Source organism: Gluconobacter kanchanaburiensis NBRC 103587 (assembly GCF_007988905.1).
Taxonomy (GTDB): Bacteria; Pseudomonadota; Alphaproteobacteria; order Acetobacterales; family Acetobacteraceae; genus Gluconobacter; species Gluconobacter kanchanaburiensis.
The window spans coordinates 158,156-178,755 of sequence record NZ_BJVA01000003.1 but is presented as its reverse complement, the minus strand read 5'-3'; the positions used below and the strand labels follow the sequence as shown (position 1 = coordinate 178,755).

At 58.9% G+C, this 20,600-nt stretch carries 20 protein-coding genes; 12 read left to right on the top strand and 8 right to left on the bottom strand.

What is annotated here, in order from left to right; all coding sequences use genetic code 11:
- The first annotated feature begins 54 nt into the window (after positions 1 to 54).
- Both GKA01_RS03930 and GKA01_RS03925 read left to right on the top strand, forming a co-directional pair.
- Positions 55 to 2,172, top strand: coding sequence for a hypothetical protein (locus GKA01_RS03930; protein WP_146859403.1), 2,118 nt, complete (start codon positions 55 to 57; stop codon positions 2,170 to 2,172).
- A 41-nt stretch (positions 2,173 to 2,213) separates the two neighbouring features.
- Complete coding sequence (locus GKA01_RS03925) at positions 2,214 to 3,515, top strand: discoidin domain-containing protein (RefSeq protein ID WP_146859401.1); 1,302 nt, start codon at positions 2,214 to 2,216, stop codon at positions 3,513 to 3,515.
- On the opposite strand, the gene pqqE is transcribed toward GKA01_RS03925, so the two are convergent.
- From pqqE to pqqA, 5 genes are all read right to left on the bottom strand, one after another.
- On the bottom strand, positions 3,506 to 4,582 hold the full coding sequence (gene pqqE / locus GKA01_RS03920; RefSeq protein WP_146859400.1) for a pyrroloquinoline quinone biosynthesis protein PqqE: 1,077 nt from the start codon (positions 4,580 to 4,582) through the stop codon (positions 3,506 to 3,508). The two genes, GKA01_RS03925 and pqqE, sit on opposite strands and share 10 nt — an antisense overlap.
- Positions 4,579 to 4,869 carry a pyrroloquinoline quinone biosynthesis peptide chaperone PqqD gene (gene pqqD, locus GKA01_RS03915; protein WP_146859398.1) on the bottom strand — a complete coding sequence of 97 codons (291 nt, stop codon included), beginning with the start codon at positions 4,867 to 4,869 and terminating at the stop codon, positions 4,579 to 4,581. The genes pqqE and pqqD overlap by 4 nt, the downstream gene beginning before the upstream one ends.
- Positions 4,866 to 5,585 carry a pyrroloquinoline-quinone synthase PqqC gene (gene pqqC, locus GKA01_RS03910; protein WP_146859396.1) on the bottom strand — a complete coding sequence of 240 codons (720 nt, stop codon included), beginning with the start codon at positions 5,583 to 5,585 and terminating at the stop codon, positions 4,866 to 4,868. The genes pqqD and pqqC overlap by 4 nt, the downstream gene beginning before the upstream one ends.
- The gene (gene pqqB, locus GKA01_RS03905; RefSeq protein WP_146859394.1) at positions 5,582 to 6,496 is read right to left on the bottom strand and encodes a pyrroloquinoline quinone biosynthesis protein PqqB; all 915 of its coding nucleotides are present in this window, start codon (positions 6,494 to 6,496) and stop codon (positions 5,582 to 5,584) included. The genes pqqC and pqqB overlap by 4 nt, the downstream gene beginning before the upstream one ends.
- A gap of 112 nt (positions 6,497 to 6,608) precedes the next feature.
- Entirely contained in the window at positions 6,609 to 6,689 is an 81-nt protein-coding gene (pqqA, locus tag GKA01_RS03900) for a pyrroloquinoline quinone precursor peptide PqqA (RefSeq protein ID WP_010502998.1), read from the bottom strand.
- Between the two features lie 192 nt (positions 6,690 to 6,881).
- Here pqqA and GKA01_RS03895 point away from each other — a divergent pair, with 192 nt between their 5' ends.
- The 5 genes from GKA01_RS03895 (at position 6,882) to GKA01_RS03875 (ending at position 12,552) form a co-directional block, all read left to right on the top strand.
- Positions 6,882 to 8,141: an AI-2E family transporter gene (locus GKA01_RS03895; RefSeq protein ID WP_146859392.1), complete on the top strand. Its 1,260-nt coding sequence runs from the start codon at positions 6,882 to 6,884 to the stop codon at positions 8,139 to 8,141.
- Between the two features lie 113 nt (positions 8,142 to 8,254).
- Entirely contained in the window at positions 8,255 to 10,531 is a 2,277-nt protein-coding gene (locus tag GKA01_RS03890; protein WP_146859390.1) for a TonB-dependent siderophore receptor, read from the top strand.
- Positions 10,528 to 10,809 (top strand): hypothetical protein, encoded by a 282-nt coding sequence (locus GKA01_RS03885; RefSeq protein ID WP_146859388.1) that lies wholly within the window; start codon positions 10,528 to 10,530, stop codon positions 10,807 to 10,809. Before GKA01_RS03890 ends, GKA01_RS03885 begins: the two co-directional genes overlap by 4 nt.
- The gene (locus tag GKA01_RS03880) at positions 10,802 to 11,119 is read left to right on the top strand and encodes a hypothetical protein (protein ID WP_146859386.1); all 318 of its coding nucleotides are present in this window, start codon (positions 10,802 to 10,804) and stop codon (positions 11,117 to 11,119) included. The genes GKA01_RS03885 and GKA01_RS03880 overlap by 8 nt, the downstream gene beginning before the upstream one ends.
- The gene (locus GKA01_RS03875) at positions 11,116 to 12,552 is read left to right on the top strand and encodes a PepSY-associated TM helix domain-containing protein (RefSeq protein ID WP_167506312.1); all 1,437 of its coding nucleotides are present in this window, start codon (positions 11,116 to 11,118) and stop codon (positions 12,550 to 12,552) included. Before GKA01_RS03880 ends, GKA01_RS03875 begins: the two co-directional genes overlap by 4 nt.
- A gap of 24 nt (positions 12,553 to 12,576) precedes the next feature.
- Here the strand turns inward: GKA01_RS03875 and GKA01_RS03870 are convergent, their stop codons facing one another.
- Complete coding sequence (locus GKA01_RS03870) at positions 12,577 to 14,313, bottom strand: PAS domain-containing protein (RefSeq protein ID WP_146859382.1); 1,737 nt, start codon at positions 14,311 to 14,313, stop codon at positions 12,577 to 12,579.
- A 225-nt stretch (positions 14,314 to 14,538) separates the two neighbouring features.
- Here GKA01_RS03870 and gmk point away from each other — a divergent pair, with 225 nt between their 5' ends.
- Positions 14,539 to 15,165 carry a guanylate kinase gene (gene gmk, locus GKA01_RS03865; protein WP_146859380.1) on the top strand — a complete coding sequence of 209 codons (627 nt, stop codon included), beginning with the start codon at positions 14,539 to 14,541 and terminating at the stop codon, positions 15,163 to 15,165.
- Here the strand turns inward: gmk and GKA01_RS03860 are convergent.
- Both GKA01_RS03860 and GKA01_RS03855 read right to left on the bottom strand, forming a co-directional pair.
- Positions 15,155 to 16,099 (bottom strand): slipin family protein, encoded by a 945-nt coding sequence (locus GKA01_RS03860; protein WP_228119894.1) that lies wholly within the window; start codon positions 16,097 to 16,099, stop codon positions 15,155 to 15,157. The genes gmk and GKA01_RS03860 overlap by 11 nt on opposite strands.
- Before the next feature lie 5 nt (positions 16,100 to 16,104).
- The gene (locus tag GKA01_RS03855) at positions 16,105 to 16,545 is read right to left on the bottom strand and encodes a GntR family transcriptional regulator (RefSeq protein ID WP_146859378.1); all 441 of its coding nucleotides are present in this window, start codon (positions 16,543 to 16,545) and stop codon (positions 16,105 to 16,107) included.
- A 160-nt stretch (positions 16,546 to 16,705) separates the two neighbouring features.
- Between GKA01_RS03855 and hisG the strand changes: the two genes are divergently transcribed.
- The 4 genes from hisG (at position 16,706) to GKA01_RS03835 (ending at position 20,586) form a co-directional block, all read left to right on the top strand.
- Positions 16,706 to 17,431 carry an ATP phosphoribosyltransferase gene (gene hisG, locus GKA01_RS03850; protein ID WP_371859248.1) on the top strand — a complete coding sequence of 242 codons (726 nt, stop codon included), beginning with the start codon at positions 16,706 to 16,708 and terminating at the stop codon, positions 17,429 to 17,431.
- A complete protein-coding gene (gene hisD / locus GKA01_RS03845) occupies positions 17,431 to 18,723 on the top strand; it encodes a histidinol dehydrogenase (RefSeq protein ID WP_146859376.1) in 1,293 nt (430 codons plus the stop codon). Before hisG ends, hisD begins: the two co-directional genes overlap by 1 nt.
- Positions 18,723 to 19,163, top strand: coding sequence for a hypothetical protein (locus GKA01_RS03840; RefSeq protein WP_146859374.1), 441 nt, complete (start codon positions 18,723 to 18,725; stop codon positions 19,161 to 19,163). Before hisD ends, GKA01_RS03840 begins: the two co-directional genes overlap by 1 nt.
- A gap of 127 nt (positions 19,164 to 19,290) precedes the next feature.
- A complete protein-coding gene (locus GKA01_RS03835; RefSeq protein ID WP_146859372.1) occupies positions 19,291 to 20,586 on the top strand; it encodes a DEAD/DEAH box helicase in 1,296 nt (431 codons plus the stop codon).
- Positions 20,587 to 20,600 lie beyond the last annotated feature (14 nt).

Genomic DNA, 20,600 nt, shown 5'->3' with positions numbered 1-20,600 from the left:
GATGCCATCGGGCCAAGGTCGATTACATTTTCTTCCTGAAAATCGAGGAATTTAATGTTGAAGAAATTTATTTTCTTTTGCGCATTGCTGTCCAGTCCGGCCCTGGCATCGGACGTGATCCCACAGGCCTATCGGGCTTCCGACAACCAGTATCGTTCCGTTACCATCACGTCAGGTCTCGATGCCTCGGGAAAACCTGTGGTCGGATCTTACAAGGACCAGCAGGGACAGTGGCACAACACAACGGTCTCAGTGCAGGCCTGCGGCGTGGATTCAGACAATCATCCTCTTGTCTGTGCCGACAGTACCAATGCCAGCACCCTTCTGAACTATGTTCAGAAGTCTTCCATGAATACGGCCAACGGTGTTGCGGCCCTAGACGCCAATATGGATCTGACCAACCCCCTGACGTCCGGGACGGACTGGCTGGGAGCCTGGCAAAAAAACGCGCCCAAGGTGGACATGTTCGCACAGGGGTATGAAAGCGCGCTCTTTGGCGGCCAAACCAGCACGAACGAAGGGAACAATACGTTTCAGCCCCGCTCTGTCCTGATCCAGAGCGACCCTTACGGCCCCTATTCAGCCGGATGTGCGATGGGTGTCGCCATGACGGGTTCGATCTACAACTCCCAGTATCCGGTCTCGGAGCAGGACCCGCATAACGGGGCCAGTGCGGTTGTGGGCGTGGGAGGCTTCGACACTGTTGCAAACTGCGTTCTGGTATCGAATTTGCCGGCACGCCTCATCCTGACAGCCACAGGCTACACGGCGACTTCGGTCCAGCTTGCCAGTCCTCTGACGGCAGCTCAGGCCGCGCAGATCCATCCCAACATGTACATCACAACCAACAGCCCCAATCCCGCCCTTTCCCTGACGAATACAGCCGGCACCCTGCCAAAAAGAAACCTCTATGCCGGTTTCGTCAGCACAGTCCCATCCGCAGGCGATACATCGATCAGTGTCTACGCCTGGGACGTGGCAGGTTATGGCACCAAAGCAAGCGGACAGGTCCCGCAGACGACCACACTGGATACCGTCTGGAGCCAGTACACCTCTCCGACGGTTCTGCTCGGCGGTGGTGCGGCTTCAAGTGCGTTCGGCAACAACTGGTTCTTCAATCTTCAGGCCACGGACCTGACGCCTTCTACCTCCAACAGGTCGTTCATTCACCAGATCACGCCGCTTGAAGTTGACCTGAACATCGTAAATGGCACCGCTCCCGCCAACTCCGTCGACTGGCAAGGCATCAGCATGAATGCAGGCAATCAGCCCGCCGCGCTGACGACCGACAGCCGACAGATCTTTCTGGGCGGCAACGTCAACCATCACCTCCTGTTTGATGGTGGTGAAGGAAACTGGCTTATTGATGGCGACAACATCTATGTCCCGTCCCTGAAAAACCAGTCACTGACGGCACAGAACACGGCACAGATTTACCAGGAATGGGATCAGTGGATCGCTGGTGCAAACCGTCTTCGCTTCCTTCTGTGGAACTCCTACGGGAACCCCAGCGCCACGCAGGGCTGGCAGCAGGCTGTGAGCCATTTTGGCCCGACCGTTGACGGCGATCCGGTATCGGAAGGAAATCCAGGCGGCTCCAAACAGGGTGACATCGAATGGAATGTGGGTGCCAGTTACGGCAGCATTTCACTCTGCGGCTTCGGCAGCGCCTGCGGCCTGTCGGTTCTGGGCAGCGGCGCTCTCAATGTCACGGGAGCAGCGTCCTTCACAGCCGACATGCACCTCAAAGGTGGAAAGACATTCTGGATCGACCCCACGACGTCCAGTAACGGTCTGTATAGTGGTTGGTGCGCTCCGACGAGCTATCTGATGGCCACATGCTCCAATACGGCAGCCACAATCTTCGTAAAGGTATCGGGAGATTTCGAGAGCACCGGCGGAACATCTTCGTCCACGATGACGGACGGAAACATTTCCGGCTTTCATGCCGATGGCCACGGCAACTGGAATACAACGACAGATACCGCAACTGGCGGAGCTATGAGGCAGGCGTCCTACACTCTTGCCGCTCTTCCGACCAAGAATGAAACCGACGGCAATCATCTCTGGTGTTCGGATTGCAAATTGAACAACATCTCTGGTGTAGAAGTCTATTGGCACGCCAGTGCGGCAGAGTGGACTGACAGTCAGAATAATACACTCTCAAACTGAATTTTCTGGATAGGCACCCGACGCCGGCTTTTCAATGTATTTTGATTGTTGACCATTCTACGGATAGCGCTAGATCTCGTTTAAGCAATATGTCCAGTCTCGAGAGGCCTCTGAAAAGGGATCCGTGCATGTCCGAAATTATCCATGATGATGATAACTACGAAATTTCATACTGGAACCGAAAAACCAATAATGTCACCGTAGTTTTCTCAAGCGCGGGTGCCCTAGCGTTAGCACAGCCGGTCGAGGAATTCCGAAACACGATCAGCAAATTCAATACGTCTTATGTTTTCGTAAGATCAAAGCATCTGGACTGGTACAATAATCCCAATGCCGTCAGGATGTTTCGTTTTCTTGATGCCTTCTGTCGCAGATACCAGTATATTTATTCCATGGGGGAAAGCCTGGGTGGATCCGGTGCACTGCTTTTTTCAAAGTACTGCTCAAAAATTACCCGCATTCTGGCATTCAGTCCGCAATATTCGGCCCTGCCCTCGTTCTGCAAATGGTATGGGCCACTCTCTCCTTTAGACGGAGCGATCGGCACTTTCGCTTTCAGCGATTATGCTCCCGAAAGTGCGGCCTCCAAAGCCGTTCTGATTTATCCTTCCTGTTCCTATGAAGACAATCTTCACGCAAAATTTTTCAAATCTGAAAATTTTGAAGTCGTAGTCCTGAATACAACCCATCACGATATTGCCCGTCACCTCAAAAAAGACTACGATATAAATTATCTAAACATTGTTCTGAATACTTTTTACAATATGAAAGTGGATTTTTCAGAAAAATTATTCTCGAATCTTCTGTGTAATATTGTTGAACCCAATCCAAAAGCCTTTGTGAAATGGATTGGGAACCAGACATTCCGGTACGATATTTTTATCGATCTTCCTGATCTTCCCCTGATTTCAGAGGAAGGACGCGCCACCCAGAGCAGCGTCTGCGAATATTCTTTCGAAAGGATCAATACGGAAGCGGAGGCCCAGCGGGCCATTTCCGAACCACTGCGAATGATCCCGGCCTTCCATACCGGTTTCGAGAAAAATCCTTGGTGGAGCCTTGAACTGCGGCAGCTCTCCCATGTCCGGCAGATCATTATTTTCAATCGCTGCGACAATGAGGAATATGCCCGCAGACTGAGTCGTTTTTCGCTGCTCAAATCCGACGATGGCCTCTACTGGGAAGAATTCTATCAAAAAACCAGCACCGAATATATCGGCGGAGAATTCGGTGAACCCCTGCAGATCGAGACAGACCTCGTCACCCGGCATATCCGGATCGTGCTGGATGGCACGTCCTTTCTTCACCTCAGCAAAGTGAATGTCTACGGCACCTATCTGTAACGCCTGTAGACCAGCTCCTCTCCCTTCGAAGAACTCTCTTCCACGGCTTGTTTTACCTGTCCGTGGAATGGAGACAGCTCACAGACCGGATCGGTGTTTTCGGCCTTTCCGGTCAGAGCCAGAGCCTGACAGCGGCATCCACCCCAGTCCCGTTCCTTACGCTCACAGGAACGGCAGGGCTCAGGCATCCAATCAGTTCCGCGGAACATGTTGAAGAGGGGAGAGGCGTTCCAGATTTCCGACAGGGTCGCATTCTTTACATTCGGAAAATCGACATCGGGAATGATTTCCGCCGCATGACACGGCAACACCCGCCCGGACGGCGTGACGTTCACGAAACGCTGGCCCCAGCCTCCCATGCAGGGCTTGGGACGGTCGGCGTGATAATCCGGTGTGACGTAATCAATGGATAGACCTCCTTTTGCACGTTCTTCTTCGACAGCGCGCGTTGAGGCTTCCAGCTGTTCACGGCTGGGCAAAAGGGCTCCACGATTTTTCAGCCCCCACCCATAATACTGCGTGTGAGCGATCTCGACTCTCGCGGCCCCCAGATCGCGGGCCAGCGCAAACATCTGCGGGATCCGGGCTACGTTTTCCCTGTGCACAACAAAATTAAGCGTCATCGGAATTCCGGAGGCACGAATGAGACGCGCCGCCCGGATCTTTCGTGCCTGCGCACCTTTCAGGCCGCCGATACGCTCGGCTCCGTCTTCCGTAACATCCTGAAAGGAAAGCTGGATGTGGTCGAGCCCTGCTTTGTCTAGTGCCTCAAGCTGTGGCTCATCCAAGAGTACACCGGACGTAATGAGGTTCGAATAGAGATTCAGTTTCTGCGCAACGGAGACCAGTTCGACCAGATCAGGCCGACTCATGGGTTCACCGCCGGAAAAATGAACCTGAAGAACTCCCAGATCCGCCGCCTGTTCCAGTACGGAACGCCAGCCGGCAGTATCGAGTTCTGCCGTCTTTCGTTCAAGTTCAAGCGGATTGGAACAATAGGGGCAGGAAAGCGGGCATCGATGCGTCAATTCAGCCAGAAGGCTCATCGGCGGCGAAGGAAGTGTCATATATGCAGGACGTTCTTTTCTGTCAGTTCAGAAAGAAGCGCGAGGACATCCTTCGCAATGACCTCACGCGGGGCGGAAAACTCGTTTGTAAGCTGCTGAATGATATCGCCGACGCTGCGTTTCCCATCCAGCTGCCGCAGAATATGCGGCGCGGAGCCCTCAATCACAAATGCTTTTTCGGGGGCCTGCACAATCCATAGGTCCCGCACGCGATCATGCTGGAGCCGGTGGCCACGGGCGAAGGAGAGCACTGTCTCCTCCGCGATACCTGGAGGGGCTACTGTCATGGAACGAAGGCGCCCGGCGGGATATGGCCGTCCACATAAGCGTAGTCGAGCGCATCCAGCATGGTCCACAGCACGGAACACTTGAACTCGAGCGCTCCCAGAACCTCTTTCTGCTGCTCGGGCGTGCGGGCGTTTTCGCGTACATAGGCAAGGGCGAAATCGGAATCCCGGGGAGCCTGCGTCAAACGCGGCGTGAAATACGCCAGCGTTTCTTCCGACACGAAATCGTAATGTCGCAACATGCCCGAAACACGTTCACTGATGATCGTTGGCGAGAACAGTTCCGTCAGGGAGGACGCAATAGCGGCGAGAATCGATTGATCCCGTACGAAGTTCACATAGGCATCAACCGAGAAGCGTGTGGCCGGAAGCAGGCCGTCGAGACTCTCCACATAGTCGCGACCCAACCCCAAACCATCCGTCAGCATCAGCCAACGCGCGACACCACCCGTTCCCGGTTCCGTGCCGTCGTGATCCTCGATCCTGCGACGCCATTCACGGCGCAGCTCGGCCGTAGGCAGGCGGGCCAGCAATGTTGCATCCTTGGCGGGAATGCGCGCCTGATAATAATAGCGGTTCAGCGCCCAGGCCTGAACCTGTGCCCTGTCGAGCTTGCCGTCATGCAGTTTGCGATGAAACGGATGCCGGTTGTGGTACCGCTCGGCACCGATCTGGCGAAGCGCTGCTTCAAGCTGATCAGGAGTAAGGAGCGTCATGGTGTATCCAGTCTGAAAGTCATGCCGTCTTCCGCAACCATCCAGCCGGCGCGTTCGACGCTTTTGCGTTCGGGACTGTCTTCGAACAAAATTGGATTCGAGTTGTTGATATGAATCAACACCTTACAGGGTTTTTCGCATGTCGTGAAAGATTCTACGGGGCCACACGCATCATTGACCGACACATGCCCCATCCGCTGCCCGCTTTTGGGGCTCAGCCCGGCGCGAATCATTTCATCGTCCCGCCACAGCGTTCCGTCGAAGAAAACCAGATCGGCTTTTGCCACACGCTCCACAATCGAAGGCGTGATATGGGCGCAGCCGGGGATGAACAGCATCGTTTTCTTTCCGTCGGTGATGGAAAGGCCGAGCGTTTCATCCGGCTTTGACCCCGATGCCTCCGCATAAAGAGGAGCCTTGCCCGGCACGGCAAACGCCGTGAGCAGAAGACCGGAGGGAATACCGTCCTTGTTCATCAGGGATGTGGGCTCGTCGAGGATCAGGGGAATGCGCGGCACGATGTCCGGATCAATCGCACCGAAAATCGGATTCTCTGCAAGCTGGTGAAGGGTGGACGCACTTCCCATCAACGTGAAGGGTTCACGCTCGCGCAGCGTGAGAAGCCCCGTAATGGCGTCGATTTCCCCACATGTCAGCACGACGCCCTGAATGGGCGTGCCTCGCAGGCTGTCCTGATGATGGAGGGCAGGTGTTTCGATAATCTGCTGGCGCAGGTCGGGAGAGGCGTTGAGAATGAACCAACGTTTTCCATCGGCGCTGACGGCAATGGAGGCCTGGGTCCGGGCTTTGGCGCCCTGTCGCGTGCGGGCCGCCACACAGCCGGGCGCTGCGGAGTTCCATTGCGGGAATCCACCCCCTGCCGCCGCGCCGAGCACGATGACATCAATCATTTTTCACAAACCGTCTGACTGGGGCGCCCTGTGGCACCCATGAATGAAAACGGCCGCTCCAGGGGGAGCGGCCGTGCCTTATTCCTCAAGGACGAAGCCTCGGGAAAGTGGCTTATTTCTTCTCGCCGCAGACATACGAGTTAATTTCTGCGCCCAGCGGGATTTCGGTAACTTTCGGCGTGTTCCAGGCCATGTTTCTTCTCCTTGGTTTCCGACAACCGGCGAGTGCAACAGGCAATGATCCATTTGCATTCACAGGCGCGCCTCATGATTTAGTGACCGGATGGCACTGGAGTTCAAGGGGGTTTTTGGGCAGAACACGCAACTGTGTCCTGTTGCGCCTCGTTTGATCCGCGCGCTCCGTCTTCCGTTTCAGGCAGAAAACATGTCCGGTCGTCCCATTGACTCTTCCGCCGACACTGCCTGCCCTCCCCGGACAGCGTCACCCGAAGAAAACGGCGAAAAACTACTTCCCGATGATGATTTTCCGGATCCGACGCTCGATCGCAACCTGCTGCGCGACCATCTCAATATCCGGGACATGTGTGTCCTGATCCTGACGATTCTTGCAGTGTTCTACTCGCTGTATTTCACAGCGCCCATCCTTCTGCCGTTTGTCTTCGCGCTGGTTCTGAACCTGCTGATGATCACCCCCATGCGATTCCTGACGCAGCGGCTGCGGCTGCCCCGGCATCTGGCGGGTCTGCTTTTAATTGTCATGATGTTCGGAGTCGTAGGAGGGATTGCCACAACCATCTCGGTGCCCGCAGCCGGATGGATCACGCGGGCACCGCAAACTCTGCCGGCACTCCAGAGCAAGCTGGCGGTCCTGAGCGGCCCGATCGACGTCATGCAGCGGGATTACATGCGCCTGTCAGCCATGTTCAGCGGTCATTCGGGAGCGACCCATGCCAGTCATGGTGTAGCGGGAACGATTGGGGGAGAGACCGCGCTGTCACGGCTTGGGTCCTCCGTCCTAGCAGGGACGCGGGAACTGGCTGGCGGTTTTTTCTCGATGCTGCTGATGCTGTTCTTCCTCATGACGGAAGGCGACACGCTACTACGCCGCTGCGTCGAAATCATGCCAACCTACGCCAAGAAGCGCCGCCTCGTGGAAATGGCGACACAGATCGAGCAGAACGTGTCGCTCTATCTCGTGACGATCACGATGATGAATCTGGGTGTCGGGCTGGTAAACATGATCCAGTGCTGGGCGACCGGCATGCCCAACCCGCTTCTGTGGGGCGTGCTGGCGTTCCTGCTGAACTACATTCCCATCATCGGACCACTGACGGGTGTCGTGGTCTATTTCGTGGTCGGTCTGTTCAGCTTCCCATCCCTGCTTTACGCACTCCTGCCGCCATCGATCTATCTGCTGATCCATGTGTTGGAAGGCGAAACCATCACGCCCATGCTGCTGGCCCGGCGCTTTACGCTCAATCCCGTTTTCGTCATGGGATCGCTGCTGTTCTGGGACTGGATGTGGGGCATTTCTGGCGCGTTTTTGTCAGTGCCAATGCTAGCCGTCTTCAAGATCGTCTGCGACCATATTGAAGTGCTGGCTCCACTGGGACATGTCCTCGGTGGCCCTACAAGACGCACGATCAGCAGCGCCATCGTCGCACAGCTCCAGTCGGACCCCTGACCTTCACACGAGATTTCCACGTCTTTCGGGGCATCCGGCTTTCCAGAATCTAGTTGACAATGATTCTCATTATCGAAATAGGAGAATAAATTTTCATTTAATGAGAGCACTCCATGAGTTTTCCCCGGATCATCTGCGGCACGGCCTCCTGCCTTGCCCTAAGCACGCAGATCGCCTCTGCGTCGTCCCTCGATCCGCAGAAAAAACAGACAGCCAAACCGGCCACGACGCAGGTTACGAAACCGCGCAGCACAGATGCGGCAACCCCGGCGGAAATCATCACCGTGACGGCAACGGGACTGTCGCAGGCAGGTGCCTCAACCAAAACACGGACGCCCATTATTGAATCGCCGCAGACGATTTCCATCGTCAGCCGTGAAGAGATCGAGCTGCGCTCATCTCCCACCATTGCGGACGCCCTCGCCTATACGGCCGGTGTACAGGCGGAGCCTCAGGGCATCGACAACCGTGTCGACGAAGTTTCAGTTCGTGGGTTCGGCGCTGGCGGTTTCTCGTCCAACAACAACTTCGTCGATGGTCTGCGTCTTCCCGCTGGTGGACAGTGGACGCGCACGTCTTTCGATCCGTTCGCTCTACAACAGATCGATGTTCTGAAAGGCCCCTCAGGCGCACTTTACGGGCAGACGGCCCCCGGCGGCGTCGTCAATCTCGTGACAAAACGTCCGACCGAGAAAAGTGAAGGCGAATTCTTCCTTCAGAGCAGTGGCTATACAGATCTGGAAAACTGGCAGGGACAGGCTTCTGGCGATGTGTCAGGAAAGCTGAACCACAGTGGAACGGTTATGGGGCGCATGGTAGCCTTGGCCAAATACGGCGGTACGCAGGTCAATGATGTCACGGCAGGCCGCTATTATGTCTCGCCCAGTCTGACATGGAAATTTGCCCCCCATTCGACATGGACACTGCTTGCGCAATACCAGCGCGATGTCGGCGGCTCGACGTTCCAGTTCCTGCCCGCAACAGGCACGCTTTACGCATCCAAAGGCCGTTACATCGCCAATGATGCCAATATCGGCGAACCCGACTGGAACACATTCGACCGCAATCAGGCCCTTTTCGGATCGTTCCTGGAACATCGCTTCAACCGTTTCCTGACGGTTCGGAACAACGTCCGCTATACCTATCTCGACACGCTCTACCGCTCCACGGTCCTCTCGGGCGATACGCTTGCGAAATGCGCCAGCACTATTGCGGGATGCGTGGCGGGAGAGACGGTCAACCGCCGCGCCGTGGAAGGCCGGGGGCGGTCACAGGGCGTCGCCATGGACACACAGGTCGAAGGCCATGTCCGCACCGGACCCGTACGTCACCTCCTCCTTGCCGGGACAGACTATTTCTATACGGACTGGAACCACGACCGCGACCTCGTCAGCTCGGCACTGGTCAAGCCACTCCTAAACATCTTCGATCCTGTCAGCCGCGGCAGCGCGGGTTACGAAAGCAACCTGTCCCCGCAGGTTTATACGTCCACGGTCAGCCGCCAGAACGGAATCTATTTTCAGGATCAGCTCAAGTTCGAGCGCCTGCGCGTTACGATCGGCGGTCGTCAGGACTGGGCCAATGACAACACCTACAATATCCTGACCCACAAACGATACATCACTCCCTCGCAGGCCTTCACCTGGCGCGCGGGCGGTGTCTATCTGTTCGATAACGGACTGGCACCGTATTTCAGCTATGCCCAGTCCTTCCAGCCGACCGTCTCCGATCCATCCACGGCCAAGAACGGCCTGCCCTTCAAGCCGACCACCGGCGACCAGTACGAAGCCGGCATCCGCTACCAGTACGGCAAGAGCATCTATGTCACGTTCGGTGGTTATCAGATCACCCAGAAGAACATGACGACCCCCGACCCCGACGGCGAAACCTGTGGCACCGCAACCTGCCTGATCCAGACAGGCAAGGGTCGCGTCCGCGGTCTCGAACTCGAAGGACGCGCCACCCTTCCGTGGGACATGGCCGTGATCTTCACCGGAACGCGCAGCGACGCCCGCATCCGGCAGTCCAACACGGCAGGGCAGATCGGCAACTACCTGCCGCAGGCGCCAAAATGGATGGCCTCGCTCTTCATCGATCAGCGCATCCGCTACGGCGCCCTCCGCGGTCTGGGGGTCGGGGGCGGCGTGCGCTACACTGGCACAAGCTACGGCGATACGGCCAACAAACTGGCCATCCCCGACTACACGCTATTCGATACCTTCCTCCGCTACGATATCGGCGATGCCCATCCCGCCTATAAGGGCCTGATGCTCTCGCTTAACATGCGCAACGTCGCCAACAAGCGCTTCGTCGCAACCTGTACGGCAGTGGCCGCCTGCTATTACGGGCAGGGCAGAAATCTCACCGCCCGACTGGAATACCGCTGGTGAGCGAAACGCTATTTTACGGGCTGTCGACCCTGCTTGTCGCGGGGGGAGCCATCCTCCTCTATGCCTGCTCGTCGAACCAGATCCTTCTGCGTCACGCACTGCGCGGTCCGCTTCCGATGCTGGTCGGCACCGGGCTGATCATCGCGGGGGGCGCCGTACTCATGGCGGCGGCGAGTGCGTGCACAGCATGTCTGATGATCATGATCCTCCTCATGATCATCTGGTCCCTGCTGCCACTGATTGCTCCCTTCTGCCGCGATCAGCACGATCATGAGTAACACCCGGCAGACAGCACGCCGCCACGGCCTCAACAACCGGCAGTGGTTGCCCAAAGTGCTTGCGGCAGTCTTTCCGGGCTGCGGACTGGCTTTTGCCATCATGGGCCTTCTTGGACTGCTGAGTGGCACGACCGGCGACCCCAGAACACTGTCCGCACAGGCGCTGATGTGGCTGACAGCGACGCTGTGGCTGCTGGTTCTTGGAACATGTTTCCTGTTCGCCTCGGCCCGTCAGGCCTGGGCCGTTCTCGGCGGGGGATGCGTCCTTCTCTGGGGATTTTTTCTGCTGCTGCGAACGATTCTGTCATGAAAATCCGCCCCGATATCCTTCGCGTCTATCGAGAGGTCCATAGCTGGGTCGGGATCTGCGCCGGGCTGCTGCTATTCGTGGCATTTTTTGCCGGTGCGATCAGCATGTTCGAACGCCCGCTCCAGAACCTGACCACACCGGCGCTCGACCTGCCCCCGCCGACCCCGCTGTCACAAACGCCTGCTCTTCTGGAGCAGGTCTTCAAGGCCTATCCGCAGGCCCGGCGGAGCTACACGGTCGTCCTCTCCCCCGACCGGAGCCTGCCCGGCCGTGTGGCCTGGCGCTCCCATCCACCGGGGCACGGTGCCAGTGTCCTGAATGTCGCAACGCTGGGCTCCGATGGTGCGCTGGTGGTCCGTCAGCCCCAGGTCTCGCCGGTTGCATCCTTCATCGATACCCTCCATCAGAAGGTGGGCCTGCCGCTACCGCCTGCGATCAGCCGCCCGGTTATGGGCGTCGTGGCACTGCTTTACGGACTTGCCCTGATTTCCGGAACGCTGGTGTTCCTCCCCACGCTGGCCCGCAACCTCTTTGCCTTCCGCAGGATAGACGGCCCCCGCAAGTTCTGGCTGGACATTCACAATCTGCTTGGCTTTTTCTCGCTGCCTTTTCACATCGTCATGGCGGTAACCTCGGTCGTCTTTGCGTTTCATGACCCCATTTTCGCCGTGCAGAGCCGTCTTTTCGCCTCACCGTCTGCCCGCCACGCATCGGTAGACGGATCGATGCCCGGATCAATGCACGCAGGGACGCCGGGTCCGATGCACGAGATCGCAGACGGACATCCCGGACCACACCCCGCCATCAGCCATGACGAAAGCGCACTTCTGGCCCCAACCGACCTCCTTGCCACTCTCGAAACGCAGGCACCGGGGTTTGTGGCGGATACACTATTCTACAGTCATAACGGGCGCGGTGACATGACGCTGAGGGTTACGGGTCACGACAGCCGGTACAGTACCCGTGGCCCCGTTGCAGGTTTTACAACCATGGATCCGCGAACCGGCAAAATCCTGTCTGCAGACTATCTCCCCGGTCACCAGAAAACCGGTTTCGCGATCCTGACCGTTTTCTTCGCGCTGCATTTCGGCAGCTTTGGAGGCAACGCCATCCGGTGGGGCTATGTCGTTCTGGGTTTTGCGGGGGCTGCCCTGTTCTATACAGGCAACCGCCTCTGGGTGGATGCACGGCGGCGGCGCGAAAAGGCCGCTGGTTTCGCCCGTGACAGTCTTGCCACCCATATTCTGGGACGACTGACCCCCGGCTGGGTTGTGGGATGCGTGATCGGCAATGCCATGATTCTCGCCGCCGCCTTCCTCATGCCGGACCTCATGACGGAAACAGTCGTGTCGGAACTCTATTACGCCGTTTTCGTCGGATGTATTGTCCTGTTCATGCTCCGCCCGCGAACGACACGTCCGTCAACGCACTGAAGAGAACGGGAGGAACAGGGCCGACTATTCTTCCACATGTCCGAAGTCGGAGGTCTGCCGGCCATCCCCGCTGCGTGAGCCGTTTTTCAGGGCGGCCTGAATCCGGTCGATCAGTTCGGAACGCTGATAGGGTTTTCCCAGAACTTCGAAATTGTTGTTCTCAGGTCCGTTCAACGACATTTCATCATTATAGCCGGTCGTGAGAATGACGGGGGTCTGCGGATGAAGCCGACTGATTTTATCCGCCAGAACCAGGCCATTGAGGCCCCCCGGCATGATGACGTCCGAAAAGACGGCACGGAAAGGCTTCTTCGCAGCAAGAGCCCTTTCGAAGACTTCCAGCGCCTCCGTTCCATTCTGCGCGATCGTGACCTGATAGCCGATCTCCGTGAGGGAGTCCGACGCATACTGGGCAATATCGGAATTGTCCTCGACCACCAGAATATGGGGAGAATGTTCTCCTTCCTCCACAAAATGGGCCTTATATCCCGTATTTTTCGTGCCAGTTTCAATCGGATCCCGGGGCGCGTGTACCGGAAAGATCATGTGAATGCTGGTGCCGCGCTGATACTCGCTCTCGACCTCAAGGCGTCCGCCCGACTGTTGGACGAAACCCTGCACCATAGCTAAACCCAGCCCTGTGCCCTGTCCGGACGGCTTTGTGGTGAAGAACGGTTCGGTCGCACGCATGACGATATGGGGAAGCATGCCCTGCCCCTCGTCCGATACCGTCACGACAACATAATCGCCAGGCTTGAGACGACGCGCCTCCGCATTGCCGTTCAGATGCAGAAGTTCCGTCTTGATCGTAATCGCATTGCCCGGCATCGATGCGTCCCGGGCATTGGCAATGACGTTCAGAAGCGCCATTTCGAAGTAATTCGTATCAAGCTTCACATCGGGCAGGCGTAGACGGAGATTCAGATACAGTTCGATCTGGTTTCCGACTGACATTTCGATCAGTTCCCGAAAGGAATTGATCAAGGAACTCAGATTGATTTCCACCGGATCAAGACGGGTGCGTCGGGCAAAGGACAAAAGCTGCCGCGTCAGCCTGGCGCCGCGTTCCGCCGCCTGCTGTGCGATCATGTGCTGTCGCTCGAACGCCTGATGGTCGAGCCGTTTTTCCTTCATCCTTTCCAGACTGTTGTTCAGGATCTGAAGGAGGTTATTAAAATCATGGGCCAGCCCCGCCGTAAGCTGCCCGATCGCTTCCATTTTCTGACCCTGACGCAGGGCCATTTCACTCTCACGCCGCTTTGAGACATCAAGCTGGCTGGCGAAGAAATAGATCAGTTCACCGTCTTCGTCGAAGACAGGGCCCATGAAAATCGCGTTCCAGAAAGGGGTCCCGTTGCGTCGGTAGTTGAGGATTTCGAGAGCGACGGGTTTGCATTCCGCTATCGCCTCCCGCAACTGCCGGACATCATTGGGATCGGTACCGCTCCCCTGGAGAAAGCGGCAGTTCCTTCCGACAACCTCGCCGGACTCATATCCCGTCAGGTCGAGGAAGGCGTTGTTGGCGAACGCGATCGGACAGTCAGGAAGCCTCGGATCTGCCAGAATCATGGGCATCCGTGTCATCTCGACCGCGGCAAAGAAGACATTGCTTTTGTTTTCAAGTGTCGGGTCGCTGATCCGGGTCTGGGCCCAGTGCCGGGGCTCGCGCGCGTTCAGCGCTTCACGGTCCTGCAGGGAAGGCTGATCCGGAGAACCCTGGGTTGTCAGAGCGACTCCGTGACGGTGCTCGTCGTTATTCATGAACCCGGTCGCTGACATTGAAATGCTTGCATGACTTTCCATCTCACGACGCAAAACAGAGCGGCAACACAAATCTTGCAGAGTTTCGGATCACTGGTCAGAAGAACCATTTTCACGCTAGACGCTTCGACAGAAACACCCCCAAGGGATATGTCCATAAGAACAATCCCGAAGGACAGTTCCGTCCCGTCTGGAAAACAACAGTCCGAACCGCAAGGAGATCCCATGCCTCAACTGTCCCGCCGTGGCGTCTGTCTGGTGATCTCGGCCCCGTCTGGTGCAGGCAAGTCCACCATTGCCAATGCCCTGCGCGCTTCAGAGCCGACCCTGCGCCATTCCGTCTCGGTCACGACACGCGGGCCCCGCCCGGGCGAAGTCGAGGGTGTGCATTACCATTTCCGGGATATCGCAGAATTCCGCCGCATGGCTGCGGAGGGCGAGCTTCTGGAATGGGCGGAAGTCTTCGGTCGGGGCTACGGCACGCCACGCGCGCCGGTTGAGGAAGCGCTGGATGCCGGACATGACATGGTGTTCGACATCGACTGGCAGGGACACCGCCTTCTGCGCGCGGCCCTGCCGGACGATGTGGTGAGCCTGTTCGTTCTGCCGCCGTCGCTGGAAGAACTGGAACGCCGCCTGAACAAGCGCGCTTCGGACCATCCGGAAGAAATCGCCAAGCGCATGCAGGCGGCGCTGAACGAGATTTCACACTGGTCCGAATTCGATCACACGATCATCAATTCTGACCTCGATACCGCCATCTCTCAGGCTCGCTCCGTGCTAACAGCTGCGCGGCTTGCCACGCGGCGGCAGCGCAACCTGCTGGACATGGTCGCCAGCTTCAGCCGCTGACCTCACCGGTCGCAGCTGGAGCACCCGGCTCCGGCTGGACGGTTTGCATCGCGGCGGCGAAGGCCGTTGCGGATGTCATGGCATCCGCCATAGTCGTCGGCATCAGAATGGTGGTGCCGCGGTTCTTGTTCATTTCAAAAATACGGTTGATCTGAAGGATCTGGAGCGCGATCGGCGCAGCCTCGTAAGTCTTGGCGGCCTGCGCCAGTTCATGCGCCACTTCGCGCTCTGCCGAAGCCAGCGTGACGCGGGCAGAACGCTCACGCTCAGCCTGCGCCTGACGGCTCATGGCGTCCTGAAGGCTGTCGGGGAGCTGCACGTCGCGGATTTCGACGGCCTGAACCGTAACGCCCCATTCCCGCGTCTTGCTTTCGATGAGATCACGCAGTTCGCCGTCAATGCGGCGGCGGTCTTCCAGCAGCGTCGCCAGATCCGAACTACCGACAACCTCGCGCAGCGTCGTGAGCGCAACCATCGAGACCGAACCCTCGTAGTTGTCCAGTTCCGTGATGGCCCGCAGCGGATCATGCACCATCCAGAACACGACCGCGTCCACATCCACCGGCGTCGTATCGCGCGTCAGGGTCTGACGCGTATGCACGGGCACCGTCCGGATGCGCTGGTCCACAACGGCGTCAATCTGATCGAGAAAAGGCACGATCAGGAACAGGCCCGGCCCACGCAGACCCTGAATCTTTCCCGCTCGCAGCACGAGAACACGCTGCCAGGAATTGCACATCTTAAGCGACATATGCACGAGCACCGCGAGCACAACACCGCCAATAACCCAACCGGGCTGCCGTGTCATGGCCGTCAGTCCGGCCGAGAGCAGAAGTAACGCCGCCACAATGGAGGCAGAAATCGTGTTGAGAGGCAGTTTCCGCTTCATGGATGGCACCAGCGACATGGAAGGAGGGACGGGGAAATCCGGCATGGACATCAGCCTTTGGCAGAGCCGCTCTCGGGCTCGGATGGGAGGAGAGGCAGACTGAGAAGATCGCGCATGGCCATAACGACCGCTTCGGGATCAAGACCCGCAGCCTGACTGCGGGCGATGGTGGAGGCCGCGAGCGCCCGTGCTTCCGCGGCTTTGAGCGCACCGTCCGGGTGTGGCGGCGTGTCACTGACGAAACTGCCCCGGGCCCGCAGCGTCCGAATCGCGCCCAGCCGTTCAAGTTCCGCATAGGCCCGCTGAACAGTGTTGAGATCTACCCTCAAGTGAACGGCAAGCGCGCGCATGGTCGGCAGGCGGTCGTCGGGCTTCAGCAACCCCGCACCGATGGCGGCCAGCACGCGCTCGCGGATCTGAACACGCAGCGGCAGGGCGCTGGCATCCGAAAGCGGCGTGGGGAAGAGATATGTTTCTATGTCAGCAGACATGCATACAAGAGTGATCCGTTTTCGGAACATCCGTCAAGAAGATTCGGCGTCAAAGGCTCATTAGGGCCGTTTGAAACCGCGCAAAGCTTGGGAAACCCTCGGCTTCGTGATATGCGCTGCCGTTCCCAGTGACTGCGGACAGCCAAGGACCAGACGTCGCATGACAGCGCTCCAGACCGACCCCCCGATCATGACCCGGAACGGAACGGACACGACTGCGCATCATCATACGCCGCTGATCCTTGCCCTTCCGAAAGGCCGCATCCTCAAGGCGCTGGCTCCGGTTCTGACGCGCACGGGCATCGAACCCGATCCGGACTGCCTGACCGAAAGCAGCCGCCGCCTGCGCTTTGGCACCTCCGATCCGAATCTGGATGTCGTGCGGGTCCGTTCCTTCGATGTCGCAACCTTCGTGGCCTATGGCGGCGCCGATATCGGCGTCTGCGGCGCGGATGTCCTGATGGAATTCGACTATCCGGACATCTATGCCCCGCTCGATCTGGGCATCGGGGGCTGCCGCATCTGTGTCGCGCGCCCCAAAACCATGATCGAAGACCCCGCAACAGGTCAGTCCCGCCTGCGGGTTGCCACGAAGTATCCGACCATTGCCCGCCGCCACTTCGCCTCCCGCGCCATCAACGCCGAGATCGTGCATCTGAATGGGGCGATGGAACTCGCGCCGACGCTGGATCTGGCAAGCGTCATCGTCGATCTGGTCGATACCGGATCCACGCTGCGTGCCAATGGCCTGATGGAAACCGAAACCATCGCCCATGTCACGAGCCGCCTGATCGTCAACCGCGTCGCGCTCAAGACCCGGCCTGAAGAAATCAGCGCCCTGATCGAGCGTTTCCGCACAGCCCTTGCCACGGAGGGTGCGGTCTGATGAAACGCCTCGATACATCCGCAGCCAGTTTTTCCACAGACTTCACCACGCTGCTCGCCGCGCGTGGAAGCGACGAACGCAGCGTGGCCGAACCGGTCCGTGCGATCCTCGCAGACGTCCGCAGCCGGGGCGACGACGCCCTGTGCGACTACACCGCCCGGTTCGATCGTCTGACCCTGCCCGCTGACAGGCTGCGCATCAGCGCAGAAGAAATCGCGTCCGAAGCCGCGCGCGTCCCGGCGGACCTGATGGACGCCCTCCAAACCGCCGCCCGCCGGATCGAGACGTTTCATGCCGCCCAGATGCCCAAGGATCTGGACTTCACGGACGAAGACGGCATTCGACTTGGCATGCGCTGGACGCCGCTGGATGCTGTCGGGCTTTATGTTCCGGGTGGCAAGGCGGCCTATCCGTCCTCCGTGCTGATGAACGCCCTGCCCGCCCGCGTGGCGGGCGTGAAGCGGCTGGCCATGTGTGTTCCGGCCCCGGACGGCGTGCTGAACCCGGTGGTTCTCGCAGCCGCACAGCTTTGCGGCGTTACGGAGATCTACCGAATTGGCGGCGCGCAGGCCGTGGGCGCCATGGCATTCGGCACGAACCTAATCGCCCCGGTGGACCGCATCGTCGGGCCGGGCAATGCATATGTTGCGGAAGCCAAGCGGCAGGTCTTCGGACATGTCGGTATCGACAGCATCGCCGGGCCATCCGAAGTCGTGGTCGTGGCCGACGGACAGAATGATCCGCGCCTTGTCGCACTTGATCTGCTCGCTCAGGCCGAGCATGACGAACAGGCTCAGGCCATTCTCGTGACGACGGATGCCGCCTTTGCCGAACGTGCCGCCGAGGCCGTCCGCAAAGAGCTGGAAACCCTTCCCCGCACTGCCATCGCCACGAAAAGCTGGGACGATCATGGCGCGGTCATTGTCGTACGCTCGCTTGAGGAAGCCGCCGAGATCGTCAACGCACTGGCACCCGAGCATCTGGAAGTCATGCTCGACGCCCCGCGCGACTTCTCGGCGATGGTCCGCCATGCGGGTGCGATCTTCATGGGCCGCAACTGCCCCGAAGCCGTGGGCGATTATGTCGGCGGTCCGAACCACGTTCTGCCGACCAGCCGCACGGCGCGGTTCGCCTCCGGCCTGTCGGTGTTCGACTTCATCAAACGCACCACCACCATCGAAACCGATGCAGCCGGCCTGCGCCGGATCGGCCCGGCCGGGGTGGCACTGGCGACCGCCGAAGGACTGGACGCCCATGCCCTCAGCCTGTCGGCCCGGCTGGAGAAAAATTAATGGCCCGCCTGTCGATCGGTGACCGTGTTTCGGACCTCAAGGGCACGCATGACGGCAGGCTGGTCGATATCGACGGCACCACTGGCTATATCGAGCAGGCCAATGGCGTGGAGATCGAGTTCCCTCTGAGCCAGCTCAAACCCTATGAGGCTCCGAAAATAGCCGAGGAGCGCACGCTCTCCGGCCCTCTACGGGACCGTCTTCTAAATCCGGCACAGAAAGCGCTTCTGGCCTCCGTCCCCGCGGCGCTGCTTGCCGCGATTGCAAAAAGCTATGACGCAGGAAGTGACGGTCCGGGATCACGCACGCCATTTGCGGCCCTTCCGGAGTCAAAACGACTTGAGGCCATCCGGATCTATCTTCCCTCCCTGCCGCAGAGACTTCTGGCGTCGCACATGAATCTGGTCGTCGCCATGCGCGATCTTTCCAAACTGTCCTGACGGGCTGAGTCAGCACATGTTTCCGCCGCGTTGACGCCGGAAAGCATCATTCGTACAAGCCCGCTTTCTGAATCCGCGAAGCCCCATCAGGCGCAGCTTTACTCAGCGCCGGAGGCGCCGCTTTATAATGTCCCCGACTTCCGCTACGACTTTTGCCGATCTCGGCCTTACGCCCACAATCCTTCGCGCTCTGGACGACGCAGGCTACGTCAAGCCCACACCCATTCAGGCCCAGTCCATTCCGTTTCTGCTGGAAGGCCGCGATCTGCTCGGTCTGGCCCAAACCGGCACGGGCAAGACGGCCTCTTTCGCACTCCCCCTGCTGCACCGGCTTGCCGAAACCCCGCGCCCAGCCCCTAAAAACGGCGCGCGCATTCTGGTTCTGGCGCCCACACGCGAGCTGGTTTCGCAGATTGCGGACGGGTTCGAGAGCTTCAGCCGTCACCAGCCCGTGCGTGTCACTACGATTTTCGGTGGCGTCAGTCAGGTCCACCAGGTCAAGGCTCTTGAAGAGGGCATGGACATCATTGTGGCCGCACCGGGCCGCCTGCTGGACCTGATCGAGCAGGGCCTGTGCGATCTGTCGCAGCTTGAAACGCTGGTGCTGGACGAAGCCGACCAGATGCTGGACATGGGCTTTGCCAAGCCGATCGAACGCATTGTCGCAACACTCCCAGCAGACCGTCACACAGTGCTGTTTTCCGCAACCATGCCGAAATCCATTACAGCCCTCGTCGAGAGCCTCCTGCGCGACCCGGCAAAGGTCGAGATCGCACCACCTTCGACCACGGTGGACCGGATCGCGCAGTCTGTCATGTTCCTCGATGCGTCCAACAAGAAAGCGGCCCTCCTGTCCCAGCTTCAGACGCCGGGGATCGGTCAGGCCGTCGTCTTCACATTGCAAAAGAACATCGCCAACGAGGTCTGCACCTTCCTGACGGAGTCCGGTATCACGGCGGAAGCGCTACACGGCAACCGGTCGCAGGGTCAGCGCGAGCGGGCGCTGAATGCGTTCCGCGACGGCGACGTTCAGGTTCTGGTGGCGACCGACATCGCGGCGCGCGGTATTGACGTCGATACGGTCACGCATGTCATCAACCATGATCTGCCGAGCCTGCCGGAAAGCTATGTGCACCGGATCGGACGCACGGGCCGTGCAGGCCGCAGCGGGTTTGCCATCACGCTCTGCGATGCCGAACAGCGCGCCTGGCTCCATGCCGTGGAGCGTGAGATCGGCCGGACTCTGGACGTTCATGACAGCCATGAATGGCACTGCGAAAAGGCCCGGAACTCCACCATGCGTCCGCCCGTCCTCGGCGGTGGTCCGGTCAAGCAGGTCAAGCCGCAGAAGGTGCGCGAGCGCCGCGTCTGGACCGAAGAGGAAAAAATGGCCGCCCGGGCTGCTGCTGCCAAGACGTCCTGAACGGACCCTATCGT

Coding starts and splice junctions, on each gene's coding strand:
- pqqB (WP_146859394.1), bottom strand. CDS start 6,496: ATGATTGATGTCATCGTGCTCGGCGCGGCGGCAGGGGGTGGATTCCCG.
- pqqD (WP_146859398.1), bottom strand. CDS start 4,869: ATGACAGTAGCCCCTCCAGGTATCGCGGAGGAGACAGTGCTCTCCTTC.
- hisG (WP_371859248.1), top strand. CDS start 16,706: ATGACAGCGCTCCAGACCGACCCCCCGATCATGACCCGGAACGGAACG.
- pqqE (WP_146859400.1), bottom strand. CDS start 4,582: ATGACACTTCCTTCGCCGCCGATGAGCCTTCTGGCTGAATTGACGCAT.
- GKA01_RS03840 (WP_146859374.1), top strand. CDS start 18,723: ATGGCCCGCCTGTCGATCGGTGACCGTGTTTCGGACCTCAAGGGCACG.
- GKA01_RS03870 (WP_146859382.1), bottom strand. CDS start 14,313: ATGAATAACGACGAGCACCGTCACGGAGTCGCTCTGACAACCCAGGGT.
- pqqC (WP_146859396.1), bottom strand. CDS start 5,585: ATGACGCTCCTTACTCCTGATCAGCTTGAAGCAGCGCTTCGCCAGATC.
- hisD (WP_146859376.1), top strand. CDS start 17,431: ATGAAACGCCTCGATACATCCGCAGCCAGTTTTTCCACAGACTTCACC.
- GKA01_RS03860 (WP_228119894.1), bottom strand. CDS start 16,099: ATGCCGGATTTCCCCGTCCCTCCTTCCATGTCGCTGGTGCCATCCATG.
- gmk (WP_146859380.1), top strand. CDS start 14,539: ATGCCTCAACTGTCCCGCCGTGGCGTCTGTCTGGTGATCTCGGCCCCG.
- GKA01_RS03875 (WP_167506312.1), top strand. CDS start 11,116: ATGAAAATCCGCCCCGATATCCTTCGCGTCTATCGAGAGGTCCATAGC.
- GKA01_RS03895 (WP_146859392.1), top strand. CDS start 6,882: ATGTCCGGTCGTCCCATTGACTCTTCCGCCGACACTGCCTGCCCTCCC.
- pqqA (WP_010502998.1), bottom strand. CDS start 6,689: ATGGCCTGGAACACGCCGAAAGTTACCGAAATCCCGCTGGGCGCAGAA.
- GKA01_RS03930 (WP_146859403.1), top strand. CDS start 55: ATGTTGAAGAAATTTATTTTCTTTTGCGCATTGCTGTCCAGTCCGGCC.
- GKA01_RS03835 (WP_146859372.1), top strand. CDS start 19,291: ATGTCCCCGACTTCCGCTACGACTTTTGCCGATCTCGGCCTTACGCCC.
- GKA01_RS03880 (WP_146859386.1), top strand. CDS start 10,802: ATGAGTAACACCCGGCAGACAGCACGCCGCCACGGCCTCAACAACCGG.
- GKA01_RS03855 (WP_146859378.1), bottom strand. CDS start 16,545: ATGTCTGCTGACATAGAAACATATCTCTTCCCCACGCCGCTTTCGGAT.
- GKA01_RS03890 (WP_146859390.1), top strand. CDS start 8,255: ATGAGTTTTCCCCGGATCATCTGCGGCACGGCCTCCTGCCTTGCCCTA.